The organism is Mesorhizobium sp. NFR06, assembly GCF_900115245.1.
Taxonomy (GTDB): Bacteria; Pseudomonadota; Alphaproteobacteria; order Rhizobiales; family Rhizobiaceae; genus Mesorhizobium.
Window position 1 is genome coordinate 89,442 of record NZ_FOVT01000003.1, and the last position, 11,867, is coordinate 101,308.

10 protein-coding genes are annotated in these 11,867 nt (G+C 63.6%); 1 reads left to right on the plus strand and 9 read right to left on the minus strand.

Translation table 11 applies throughout. The features are described from left to right. Nucleotides 1–9: 9 nt before the first annotated feature. Entirely contained in the window at nt 10–1,923 is a 1,914-nt protein-coding gene (locus F3H96_RS07200; protein WP_149791255.1) for a potassium transporter Kup, read from the minus strand. An 86-nt stretch (nt 1,924–2,009) separates the two neighbouring features. Next, entirely contained in the window at nt 2,010–2,750 is a 741-nt protein-coding gene (locus F3H96_RS07205; protein WP_149791256.1) for a pyridoxine 5'-phosphate synthase, read from the minus strand. Nucleotides 2,751–2,924: 174 nt separating this feature from the next. Here F3H96_RS07205 and F3H96_RS07210 point away from each other — a divergent pair, with 174 nt between their 5' ends. Then, nucleotides 2,925–3,320: an STAS/SEC14 domain-containing protein gene (locus F3H96_RS07210; RefSeq protein ID WP_149791257.1), complete on the plus strand. Its 396-nt coding sequence runs from the start codon at nt 2,925–2,927 to the stop codon at nt 3,318–3,320. Between the two features lie 12 nt (nt 3,321–3,332). Here F3H96_RS07210 and F3H96_RS07215 read toward each other — a convergent pair whose 3' ends face one another. From F3H96_RS07215 to F3H96_RS07245, 7 genes are all read right to left on the minus strand, one after another. Continuing rightward, nucleotides 3,333–4,460 (minus strand): ATP-dependent RecD-like DNA helicase, encoded by a 1,128-nt coding sequence (locus F3H96_RS07215; RefSeq protein WP_149791258.1) that lies wholly within the window; start codon nt 4,458–4,460, stop codon nt 3,333–3,335. 150 nt (nt 4,461–4,610) lie between these two features. Beyond that, nucleotides 4,611–5,501 carry a hypothetical protein gene (locus tag F3H96_RS07220; protein WP_244619942.1) on the minus strand — a complete coding sequence of 297 codons (891 nt, stop codon included), beginning with the start codon at nt 5,499–5,501 and terminating at the stop codon, nt 4,611–4,613. Between the two features lie 113 nt (nt 5,502–5,614). Beyond that, a complete protein-coding gene (locus tag F3H96_RS07225) occupies nt 5,615–5,965 on the minus strand; it encodes a nitrile hydratase accessory protein (protein WP_149791260.1) in 351 nt (116 codons plus the stop codon). Beyond that, nucleotides 5,952–6,611, minus strand: a complete 660-nt coding sequence (gene nthB / locus F3H96_RS07230) for a nitrile hydratase subunit beta (protein WP_149791261.1) — start codon at nt 6,609–6,611, stop codon at nt 5,952–5,954. Before nthB ends, F3H96_RS07225 begins: the two co-directional genes overlap by 14 nt. Further along, nucleotides 6,608–7,228 carry a nitrile hydratase subunit alpha gene (gene nthA / locus F3H96_RS07235; RefSeq protein WP_149791262.1) on the minus strand — a complete coding sequence of 207 codons (621 nt, stop codon included), beginning with the start codon at nt 7,226–7,228 and terminating at the stop codon, nt 6,608–6,610. Before nthA ends, nthB begins: the two co-directional genes overlap by 4 nt. 120 nt (nt 7,229–7,348) lie before the next feature. Further along, on the minus strand, nt 7,349–10,507 hold the full coding sequence (locus F3H96_RS07240) for an efflux RND transporter permease subunit (protein WP_149791263.1): 3,159 nt from the start codon (nt 10,505–10,507) through the stop codon (nt 7,349–7,351). Beyond that, entirely contained in the window at nt 10,504–11,793 is a 1,290-nt protein-coding gene (locus tag F3H96_RS07245; RefSeq protein ID WP_149791264.1) for an efflux RND transporter periplasmic adaptor subunit, read from the minus strand. Before F3H96_RS07245 ends, F3H96_RS07240 begins: the two co-directional genes overlap by 4 nt. Nucleotides 11,794–11,867: the final 74 nt, after the last annotated feature.

The following is an 11,867-nucleotide window of genomic DNA, read 5'->3' on the forward strand; positions in this document are numbered from 1 at the left end:
TCGCGGCTGTCAGATCGCGACCTGCGTGCCAATCTCGACCACGCGCCCGGTCGGGATTTGGAAATATTCCGTCGCGTCCGCCGCCGTTTTCGCCAGACCGATGAACAGCCGGTCCTGCCAGATCGGCATGCCCGAATTGGGCGAAGCCTTCAGCGAACGCCGCGACAGGAAGAAGGACGTCGTCATGATGTCGAACTTCCAGCCTTGCTTGCGGCAGATGGCCAGCGCACGCGGAATATTCGGCTGCTCCATGTAGCCGAAGGTCAGCGTCACGCGCATGAACAGGTCGTTGACGGTTTCCAGCTTGACGCGCTCGCTGTCAGGTACGACCGGTTGCGGCGCTGTCACCACCGACAGGATGACGTTCTTTTCGTGCAGCACCTTGTAGTGCTTGAGGCTGTGCATCAGCGCCGTCGGCGCGCTCAGCGGATCGCTGGTCAGGAACACGGCGGTGCCGGACACCAGCTGCGGCTTCTTCTTCAAGAGGTTCGACGCCAGGAAGTCGAGCGGGATCTCGTTGCGGCGCGTCTTGTCGAAGAGATAGCGGGTGCCGCGTATCCAGGTCCACATAATCAGCCCCATGAGAGAGGCGACCGTGATCGACACCCAACCGCCTTCAACGACCTTGACGACATTGGCCGAGAAGAAGCCGAGATCGATGACGCCGAAGAGCCCCACCAGCGCCAGGGCAAGCGCCAGCTGCCATTTCCAGAGCCAGCGCATGACGACGAACAGAAGTATCGTCGTCATCAGCATCTCGCCGGTGACGGAAATGCCGTAGGCGGAGGCAAGCGCGCTCGAGCTGCCGAAGCCGACGACCAGGAGCATCACACCGAGCGCCACCAGAAGATTGACCCTCGGCATATAGATCTGGCCGCTCTGCATCTCGGAGGTGTGCTGCACCTCGATGCGGGGCAGAAGGTTGAGCTGCACGGCCTGTCTGGTCAGCGAGAAGGCGCCTGAGATGACCGCCTGGCTGGCGATGACGGTCGCCGCCGTCGCCAGGCCGACCATCGGCATCAGCGCCCATTCAGGCAGCATCTGGAAGAACGGGTTGGTGGGTTTGCCGCCATGCGAGAGCACGAAGGCGCCTTGCCCGAAATAATTCAGCAGCAGGCAAGGAAAGACGATTGCGAACCAGGCCATCACGATCGGCTTGCGGCCGAAATGGCCGAGGTCGACATAGAGCGCCTCGGCGCCGGTGACCGCCAGGAACACGGCGCCAACGGTGACGAAGGCGCCGGTCGGCGTGGTGGCCAGATAGTAGACCGCGTAATAGGGATTGATCGCCAGGAAAACGGAGGGATCGTCGACGATATGGTAGACGCCGGCCGCGCCGATCGCCACGAACCATGTCGCCGTCACCGGTCCGAATACCGCCGCCACTTTGCCCGTACCGAAACGTTGCACGGCGAAAAGCACAGCCAGGATCACCAGTGTGATCGGAACGACATAGGCGTCGAGCGCCGGGGTGACGACTTTCAGGCCTTCCACCGCCGACAGCACGGAGATCGCCGGCGTGATGATCGAATCGCCGAAGAACAGCGCCGCGCCGCAAAGGCCGATCACCAGGATGAGGCGCGAGCCCGGGGGATAGGCGCTGCGCGCCAGCGACATCAGCGACAGCGTGCCGCCTTCGCCCTTGTTGTCGGCCCTGAGCACGAAGGCGACATACTTGATCGTGACGATGATGGTCAGCGCCCAGACGATCAGCGACAGCACGCCGAGCACGTCATGGCGGGCAACCGCGCTCGACGAAGCATGCAACGCCTCGCGAAAGGCGTAGATCGGGCTCGTGCCGATATCGCCATAGACGACGCCCAGCGCGCCAAGCATGAGGACCTTGGTGCTGTGCTGCCGCTCGGCGTCGGCATGGCCCGAACGTTCGAGGGATTCTGTTTCGCTGGCGTTGGCTAGCACCATGAACCCCACTTCATCAGATTCGCCACGCTTCGAGGCCGCCGCAATACGCGGGACGCTCCAAAACTGCCGAAGCTACGCAAGGCGCCCTACCATCCACAGGCCTTCAAGAACCGCCCAACCGTGCCGGCCATGCCATACTCCAGCGCATCCGCTGTCAACCCATGTCCGATCGATACTTCGGCCAATGCCGGAATGCGCTTGGCCAAAGCCGGCAGGTTCTTCACGGTCAGGTCATGGCCGGCATTGACGCCGAGCCCGGCCGCGAATGCCGCGTCCGCGGTTTTTCCCAGTCTTTCCAGTTCTTTCGCCGCCTTTGCGGAATCAGAATGAAAGCCGCCATAAGGGCCCGTATAAAGCTCGATGCGGTCGGCGCCGGTGTCGCGAGCCGCATTCACGCCCGCGGGGTCCGCGTCGGAAAACAGTGACACGCGGAACCCTCCTTTCTTCAGCCGCTTGACGATCGGCATCAGGAACGCCGCCTGGGCGACGAAGTTCCAGCCATGGTCCGAAGTCGCCTGCGCCGGGTCGTCCGGCACCAGCGTCACCTGCTCGGGCTGGTTCTTCTCGACGAGCGCCAGGAAATCCTCGGTCGGATAACCCTCGATGTTGAATTCTGCCTTCGGAAACTCGTCGTCGATCAGCGCCCTGATCTCGGGCAGGTCGGAATGCCTGGTGTGCCGCTCGTCGGGCCTGGGATGCACCGTCAGCCCGTGCGCGCCGGCGGCAAGCGCGATGCGGCCAAGTCCGGTGACGCTCGGCCACGGCAGATCGCGACGGTTGCGCAGCATGGCGACGGCGTTGAGATTGACCGAAAGCTTGGCGGGCATGAACTGGAGTCCAGTGGGTCGGCGGGCATCTATACCGCCTTTGCAGGGAACAGATAGAGGGTTTCGGGTGTTCCAGGGGATAGATGGTGGCTAACGTGCTCTGTTTTAACGCAATTCCGGGGGAAAAACCGTTTCGCAGTTTTCCTGGAAATGCGCCAACGCAAGGATTTGCCAGTGAATTTCCTTGACGCCGTGCCGGCGATCCGCCGCATCGAAACCAATCGCGACGCGCTCTTCGCCATCGATGTTGTCGGCGATGTTTCGCCCGCCGACGCGGAAAACCTGTTCGGCCTGCTGGAGGCCGCTTACGCGCTCCACCCCAGGATCGACGTGCTGGTGCGGCTGACCGACGAGGAAAGCGTGGACTGGGCCAATATTTCGCAAGACACGCTTCGCCAGGGCGTGGCCGGCGCGATGGAACATGTCGTGCGCTGCGCGACCATCGGCGAGCCGCGTTGGGCTTCTCGTGTCGCCGCCATGTTCCCGAAGGCGCTGCCGTTCGATTTCAGGCGCTTTGGCGTCGACGACGAAGAAGCGGCCTGGCGATGGCTGGGCGCAAGGCCAACATGAGGTTCGCAAGCGTCAGCGCACGACCGTCAGCCGCTCCGCGGCACGCGTGATCGCGGTATACAGCCAGCGCTGCCGGGTTTCCTTGAAAGCCCAGCTCTCGTCGAACAGCACGACGTCGTTCCACTGCGAGCCCTGCGCCTTGTGTACCGTCAGCGCGTAGCCATAGTCGAAATCATCGAAACGCTTCTTCTGCTGCCAGGGGATTTCGGCATCCGGGTCCTCGAATGCCGCCTTGAGCAACTTGATCTTGGCGACGCCGCGGTCGGGATCGTCCTCTTCCGGCGAGACCAGCAGGTTGATGCCGGGCTTCACAGTCTCGCGCGACGAGGTCATCACCTTCCACAGCGAGCCGTTGAGCAGCCCCTTTGCCGGATCGTTGCGCAGGCATACCAGCTTGTCGCCGGCTTGCGGATAGTCGGCATTGAACCCCTTGAGCTCGCGCAGCCGCTGGTTATAGCGGCGCCGCGTGCGATTGGTGCCGACCAGCACCTGGTCGGCCTTGAGCACCAGTTCTTGGTTGACGCCTTCCCTGCCGATCACCTGTGCCGCGCCATAATCGCCATGCATGAACTCGCGGCCCTCGCGCACATCGAGCGCCAGCCGGATGATCGGGTTGTCGCGCGCCTGGCGATGGATCTCGGTCAACAGCACGTCCGGCTCATGCTCTGTGAAAAAGCCGCCGCCCGAGATCGGCGGCAACTGGGCCGGATCGCCCAGAACCAGGATCGGCGCGCCGAAGCTCATCAGGTCGCGGCCGAGTTGCTCGTCGACCATCGAACATTCGTCGATGACGACGAGCTTGGCGCGCGAAATCGGGCTTTGCCGGTTGAGCGAAAAGGTCGGCGACATCGAGGTCTTGCCGGTCACCTCGTCCTCGACCGATTCCTCGCCTTTCGGCCGGTAGATCAGCGAATGGATGGTGCGGGCGTTGGTCGCCCCCTTGGAGCGCAGCACCTGCGCTGCCTTGCCGGTGAAGGCGGCGAACTGCACCTGTCCATCGACATGTTCCGCAAAATAGCGCGCCAGGGTCGTCTTGCCGGTGCCGGCATAGCCGAACAGGCGAAAGACCTGCGGCCGGCCCTCCTTGAGCCAGCGCCCGACCGCCTTCAAAGCCTCATCCTGTTGGGGAGAGAATTCCATCAACGCGAGAGACCGGATTCGCTAGCGAAAGACAAGACGGCCATCACCACATCAACCGCAGTCGGCGGCGAACGCGACGCCTACGACGGCATCAAGCTATCAGGCAAAGACAAGAACGTAAAGAGAACATACTGCCCGTCGCCCAAACGGTCAGGCGATGGCCATGGCAGCCGAGGGTCCGGGATCGTCGGGCGGCATCGGAACAGGAGCATATCCGGCATAGCTGACGCTCAGCCGCGCTTGCCCCTTCGAACGCGACCGCAGCATATCCTCCAGCTTGAACATGGTGGCTAGCGGCACCAACGCGTTGATGTTGACCATCCCTTGGCTTTCTTGGTCCTGGATCTTGCCGCGACGGCCCTTCAACTCGGTGACCATATCGCGGACATAGTATTCCGGCGTCAGCACCTCGACCTCCATGATCGGCTCGAGCAGTTGCACACCAAGCTTGGGCGCGGCTTCCTTGAAACATGCGCGGCCGGCGACCTCGAAGGCCAAGGCTGTAGAGTCGGTTTCATAAAAGGCACCGTCAACTAAAGTCGCCTTCATCCCGATCATCGGAAAGCCAGCGAAGGGACCCGAGCGCAGCACGGTGCGCAGCCCCCTTTCGACTCTGCCAACATATTCATCAGGAACGGCACCGCCGATAATCCTGGATGCAAACACGAAGTCCGGGTCGTGTCCGTTTGGCTCGAACAAAATCTTGACGCGTGCAAATTGTCCCTGGCCGGCGAACGCCCTCTTGTGGCTGTAATCCTGTTCGCGCGCGTGGGTGATCGTCTCGCGATAGGCCACCTGCGGTGCGCCGATATTCACGGCGAGATCCAATTCGTGCAGCAGGCGGTAGACGATGATGTCCAAGTGACGCTCGTCCCTGCCCGCGACGATCGTCTGGCCGGACTCTTCATCCCAATTGACACGGAAGTCCGAATCTTCGTCCGCCAGGCCCAACAGGGCGACACCCAGCTTCTCCTCATCGGCCTTCTTCTTCGGCTCGATCGCGATTTGCAGCAAAGGCCATGGCGCAGCGGACTTCTTCATCTCAACGATAAGGTCGCTGAAAGCGCCAATATTTACAACCGGAGTGCCACAGCGAAATCCGAACGAAGATAAAAGAAGGCTAAACTGACCTGTTTTGTCCCGCAGGACCCAACTTACTTTCGGAACGTTGGATCGTTCTCCAACAAGATCGGCTTGCCATGTGGCGTGGCATGCGCGGCGCGTTCCCATGCGGCGGCGAGCTCGTCCACCTCGCCCTTGCCGGCAAACCCCTTGCGCGACAAAAGCTTCTCCAGCGCCGCCAGCCAGTGTTCGTAATAGTCGTGCCCGTCGCTTGCGGCGCCAGGCTGCTTCACCTCGGCGGACAAGGCCTCCGCCCATTCGTTCCACGAGAACAGCCCCTTGCCATGCAGCGCAACCGTCAGAGCGAAAGCTTCGGCCTGCCACGGCTCGGCGAAGACCGGCTCGTCGAAACCCGCCGGCAACTTGGCCTCATGCCGGCTCAAGATAGCTCTCCCAGGCATCGATCGAGACGCTGAGCGTCGGATCGGCGCCCTCGCCCCAGATCTCCGCCGCGTCGAACACCACCGTGTAGACCCATTGCGGGTTCTCGCCCTTGCCATGCGCGTTGCTGTCGGGAAAGACGAAGCCGTCGCGCACGGCCTCGATCGTCCCGCGCCTGCCGCGCGCATAGCGCGGCAGGCGCGTATGGCCGGTGGGGTTGAAGTTCTTCGTCCGCACGCGATCGCCCGTTTGGAAACGCGCCGGCGTGGCGACGGGACGGTCGCACGGCCCGCCCTTGGCGAGCACGGCCGGCACATCCGCCGCCTTCAGCACCTTTTTCGGCGCCGCGGCGGGATCGATCGCCTTGCCGGCGGCGAGGTCGCGCTCCGTCACGAACCCATGGCGCTTCAGCAGCACCTCCAGCGCCTTGATCCAGATCTGATAGTAGCTCGATGAATAATAGTGGGCGGGATGCAGCGATTCCCGCGCATGCCGGCTCTCGTCGATGTTCCAGGCGCCCATGGACCCGGCGGTGAGCGTGACGCCCAGCGCTCGCCTTTCCCATGCCGCGTGGAAATAAGGCTCGTCTTTCTCGGGCGCGACCGGCCCGAAGCCCATCTGTCCACCGAGATCCTGCGGCCCGTTCATGCCGGCGCCCCTTCTGCCGGCTCCTTGGCGAGCGCCGTGCCGATCATCGCATCGCGGCTCACCAGTGCTGCGAGTTGCTCCTCGCTCCAGCCCTCGGTGCCCTTCGGCCGCATCGGCACCACCAGATAGCGAAGCTCGGCGGTCGAATCCCAGACACGGATCTTCTTGGTCCTCGGCAGCGTCAGTCCGAACTCCTCCAGCACGCCGCGCGGATCGATCACCGCACGCGAGCGGTAAGGCGGCGCCTTGTACCAGACCGGCGGCAGGCCGAGCACCGACCACGGATAGCAGGAGCACAGCGTGCAGACGACGAGGTTATGCGTCTCTTCGGTGTTGAACACGGCCTGCATATGTTCGCCTTGCCGGCCGGTATAGGAAAGCGACCCGATCGCCGCCGTCGCGTCGCGCTGCAGCCAGTCGGCGTAAGTCGGATCGTTCCAGGCCTTGGCCACCACCTTGGCGCCGTTGCGCGGGCCGATCTTGGTCTCGTAGGTGTCGACGATGACGTCGATGGCCGCCGGGTCGATCAGGCCCTTTTGCGTCAGGATCGTCTCCAGCGCGCGCACGCGCGCCGCGAACGGATCGAGCTCGTTGTCGTGATCGTGATCATGGGACATGGCGTAAGGTTACGATCGCCGGCCCGCCCTCGCAAGCGCTGCCCCTTGGGCCAGACGCCGCCGCTTTTGTTTTTTGAAGCATGATCTCTCCGAAAGCCTGCAACTTTTCGGGATCATGCTTTATTCGGCTGCCACCTTTTTCGGTTCGGCTTCTTCCTCGGAGCCGAACAGCGAGGGCTGTTCGACAGGTTCGACCGCATGCAGCACCGGACGGCTCTTCCTCGACGAGAAGCCGAGCAGCCAGCCGGAGAGGTTTTCGAAGTAGACGTAGATCACGGGCGTGACGAACAGCGTCAGCGCCTGCGAGGCGAGCAGGCCGCCGACCACGGCAACGCCGAGCGGCTGGCGCAATTCGGCGCTGGCGCCGGTGCCGAGAGCGATCGGGAATGTGCCCATCAGCGCCGCCAGCGTCGTCATCATGATCGGCCTGAAACGCATCAGGCAGGCCTTGTGGATGGAGTCCTTCGCCGACATGCCCTGTCGCCTGAGCTCCAGCGCGACGTCGACCATCATGATGCCGTTCTTCTTGACGATGCCGATCAGCATCAAGATGCCGATCACCGCGATCACCGAGAGATCCATGCCGGCGAAGCGCAGCGCCACCACCGCGCCTAGCACCGCCGAAGGCAGGCCCGTGAGGATGGTGAGCGGATGGATGAAGCTCTCATAAAGCATGCCGAGAACGATATAGATCGTCAGGATGGCGCCGCCGATCAGCAGGCCCTGGTTGGCCAGTGAATCCTGGAAGGTCTTGGCGGTGCCGGCGAAGCTGGTCGAGATCGCCGCCGGCATGCCGATCTGCTCCTTGAGCTGGTCGATGCGGGTCACCGTGTCGCCGAGCGATACGCCCTGCGGCAGATTGTAGGAGATCGTCACCGCGGGCAATTGTCCAAGCTGGTTGACCGTCAAGGCACCGGCCGTGCGATCGACACGGGCGAAGGCGCCGAGCGGCACCAGGCTGCCGCTGGCCGTCCTCACCTGGATGGCCAGCATCCGCTCGGGCGACCACTCGATATTGGGGTCCAGCTCGGTAATGACTTCGTAGCTGTCGGCCGAACCGAAGATCGTCGACACCTGGTCGGTGCCGAAGCCGCCATAGAGGGCGGAGCGCAGCGTATCGGTGTCGATGCCGAGCTGGGCGGCCTTGTCGCGGTCGACCACCAGCGAGGCCTGCAAGGCATTGTTCTGCAGGTCGCTGGTGACGTCGGTGAAGGTCGTATGGTCCGCCGCCATCGCGTCATTGAGCTTCTGCGCCCAGATATCGGTCTGGCCGGTATCGAGACCCTGAACCACGAGCTGATAGGCGCTGGCCGACGACCGCGAGCCGAGCCGTAGGTTCTGCACCGGCTGCATATAGGTCTCGATGCCCGCCACGCCGGCCAGTTGGCGTCTCAGATCCGAAAGCACCTTCTCGATGTTGGGTCGCTGATCCTTCGCCTTGAGCTGGACGAAGAGCTGTCCCTGGTTGAGCGCGTTGTTGCCGCTGCCCGCCGACCAGGCCACATGGTCGACATAGGGCGACTTGGAGAACACGCTGGCCACCTGCCCTTGCAGCCTTGCCATGGCGTCGAACGAGATGTCCTGGCGCGCGATCGTCGTCACCGATATCTGGCCGATATCTTCCTGCGGGAAGAAGCCCTTCGGCGAGACCTGGATCACCCAGACCGACGCGGCGGCGGTCACGACGAAGATCAGGAAGATCAGGAAGGTATGGCGCAGGCAGAAGCTCAGCAGCCAGTCATAGGCACGGGTGACGATGTCATGCCTGTGGCCCGCGCCATGCGCTTCGCGATCCGCCTTGGTCACTGACAGCAGCCGCGAGCAAAGCATCGGCGTCAGCGTCAGTGACACGAACATGGAGGCCAGGATGGCGACGGTCACCACGACCGCGAATTCGTTGAAGATGCGCCCGATGACGCCGCCCATCAAAAGCACCGGGATGAACACCGCCACCAGCGAGATCGAGATCGAGATGATGGTGAAGCCGATCTCGCGCGCGCCCTTCAGCGAGGCGTCGAAAGCCGAAAGCCCATCCTCCTCCATGTGGCGGAAGATGTTTTCGAGCATGACAATGGCGTCGTCGACGACGAGGCCGACCGCGAGCGTCAATCCCATCAGCGAGATGTTGTCGATGGAAAAGCCGAACAGGAACATCGCGCCGAGCGTGGCGATCAGCGAGATCGGCACCGCCACCGCCGGAATGATCGTCGCCGTGACCCGGCGCAGGAACACGAAGATCACCATCACCACCAGCGCGATGGTCAAAAGCAGCGTGAACTGAACGTCATCGACCGCCTGGCGGATCGAAGTCGAGCGGTCGTTGAGCAGCTTGATGCTGGCCGCCGCCGGCATCTGGTCGTGGAAGGACGGCAGCATCGCCTTGACCTTGTCGACGACGTCGACGGTGTTGGCGTCGGGCTGGCGCTGCACGGCCATGATGATCGCGCGGGTACCATCATACCAACTCGCAGTGGTCGTGGTCTGCACGGAATCGACGACGCGCGTCACCTCCCCCAGCCGCACCGGGTGCCCGTTCTTGGTGGCGATGATGAGGTTGGAGAAACCGGCTGCGTCGCTAAGCTGCGTGTTGGCGGTGATCGTCAGTTGCTGCTTGTCGTTCTGCAGCACGCCGAGCGGCGTGTTGCTGTTGGCGGAGGCGACCGCCGCCTGCAGCTGATCGATCGAGATGCCGCGCGCGGCAAGCGCGGTCGGGTCGATCTGGATGCGCACGGCATATTTCTGCTGGCCGAAGATAGAGACCTGCGCGACGCCGTCGATCGTCGAGAGCGACGGCGAGATCACGTTCTCGGCAAAGGCGTCGAGATCGGTCAGCGGAACCGTATCGCTGACCAGCGACATCAAGAGGATCGGCGCGTCTGCAGGATTGACCTTGCGGTAGCTGGGCGGCGACGTCATCTGCGGCGGCAGCGATTTCTGCGTGCGCGCGATCGCCGCCTGGACATCGGCGGCTGCCGCGTCGATGTCGCGGTTGAGCACGAACTGGATGGCGATCGAGGTCTGGCCAAGCGAGTTGGTGGTCGAGATCGAATCGATGCCGGCGATCGTCGCGAACTGCTTGATCAGCGGCGTGGCCACCGAGGTCGCCATGGTCTCCGGCGAGGCGCCCGGCAGCGACGCGGAGACGTTGACCACCGGGAACTCGGCGCTGGGCAACGCCGCCACCGGCAGGAACTTGTAGGCGAAGATTCCGCCCAGCACGAGGGCGAACGACATCAGCAGGGTGGCGACGGGCTTGCGGATGCAGAATTCGGAGATCATCGGCTCGCCCCGCCGGCCTTGTCAGCCTCCGCGACCTTGGGTGGTGCCTGATCACCGGTTCCGGCTGCGGCCTTGCCTTCATGCACCGCCGCGCCGTTCTTCAATCTTGTCTGGCCTTCGACAACGACCTTCTCGCCGCTCTTCAGACCGCCACTGATGGCGCTGTTTTCGCCCTCGGTCAGCGCCACCTGCACGGGGCGCATCTCGACCGTGTTGTCCGCCTTGACGACATAGACGAAGGGGCCTTTCTGGCTGGGCTGCACCGCGACCGTCGGAACCGAAGTCATCTGCGGCATGGTGCCGGCGTCCAGCACCACGTTCACATACTGGCCGGGCCACAGCGAAAGATCCGGATTCGGTATGCTCGCCCGAGTGGCGATGGTGCCGGAGGCCGTATCGACGCTGGAGTCGACGAAATCGAGCGCGCCCTTGCCGATGGGCGTCGGATCGCCGTCCTTGGTCAGCGTCACGCCGCCTTGCTGCGGATCGGCGAGCGCCTTGTGCAACAAGGCAAGGTTGCTTTCAGGCAGTGTGAAATTCACCTGCAGCGGATCCATCTGCGTGATGGTCACCAGCGGCGTAGTGCTGCTCGAGTTGCCGTTGCTGGTGGTGACGAGATCGCCGACCGAGACGTTGACGGCGCCCAGCCGGCCCGAGATCGGCGCCAAGATGGTCGCATAGCTCAATTGCACGGTGTCGGCGTCGATGGTCGCCTTGTCGGCATCGATGGTCGCGGCCGCGGCCTTTTGCGCCGCCAACGCCTGGTCGTAGGTCTGCTGCGTGCCGGCCTGCTTGGCAACGAGGTCCTTGGCGCGCTGCAGGTCGGCCTGGGCGCTCACCAGCAGCGCCTGGTCCTTGGCGAGCGTCGCCTGGTCCTTGGCCAGTTGCGCCTTCAGCGCACGGTCGTCGAGCGAGAACAGGAGATCGCCGGCCTTGACCATCTGCCCGTCCTTGACCGCGATCGACATGATCTGGCTGGAAACCCGGGCATTGATGCTCACCACCGCCGGCGAGGAGACGAAACCGATGGCATAACGGCGGATCGGGAAATCCGCGATCGTGGCGGTCGCGGAAACGATCGAGGCGGAACGCGGGCCGCTACCCTTCGCATTGTCCGAGGCTTTGGCCGTGTTGTCGCCGCCTGCCGTCTTGTCCGAGGCGGCTGTGTCGGCCCGCTGGCCCGAAATCAGCTGCTGGACCCTGCCCAGCGCGGCGGGCGAAAGGTAGAGCCCGGCGCCCGCCAGACAGGCGATCGCGACAATTGCAAAGGCGATTTTCCCGCGCATCGACAATACGCCCTCTACCCGACACGCCGATTTCGGTGGTCCATTCTAGCTCGATCCACGGCCTCGTGCCGCGA

Excerpts from the sequence above, each read along its gene's own strand:
- F3H96_RS07200 (WP_149791255.1), bottom strand. The coding sequence starts at position 1,923 with ATGGTGCTAGCCAACGCCAGCGAAACAGAATCCCTCGAACGTTCGGGC.
- F3H96_RS07205 (WP_149791256.1), bottom strand. The coding sequence starts at position 2,750 with ATGCCCGCCAAGCTTTCGGTCAATCTCAACGCCGTCGCCATGCTGCGC.
- F3H96_RS07215 (WP_149791258.1), bottom strand. The coding sequence starts at position 4,460 with ATGGAATTCTCTCCCCAACAGGATGAGGCTTTGAAGGCGGTCGGGCGC.
- F3H96_RS07220 (WP_244619942.1), bottom strand. The coding sequence starts at position 5,501 with ATGAAGAAGTCCGCTGCGCCATGGCCTTTGCTGCAAATCGCGATCGAG.
- nthB (WP_149791261.1), bottom strand. The coding sequence starts at position 6,611 with ATGAACGGGCCGCAGGATCTCGGTGGACAGATGGGCTTCGGGCCGGTC.
- nthA (WP_149791262.1), bottom strand. The coding sequence starts at position 7,228 with ATGTCCCATGATCACGATCACGACAACGAGCTCGATCCGTTCGCGGCG.
- F3H96_RS07240 (WP_149791263.1), bottom strand. The coding sequence starts at position 10,507 with ATGATCTCCGAATTCTGCATCCGCAAGCCCGTCGCCACCCTGCTGATG.
- F3H96_RS07245 (WP_149791264.1), bottom strand. The coding sequence starts at position 11,793 with ATGCGCGGGAAAATCGCCTTTGCAATTGTCGCGATCGCCTGTCTGGCG.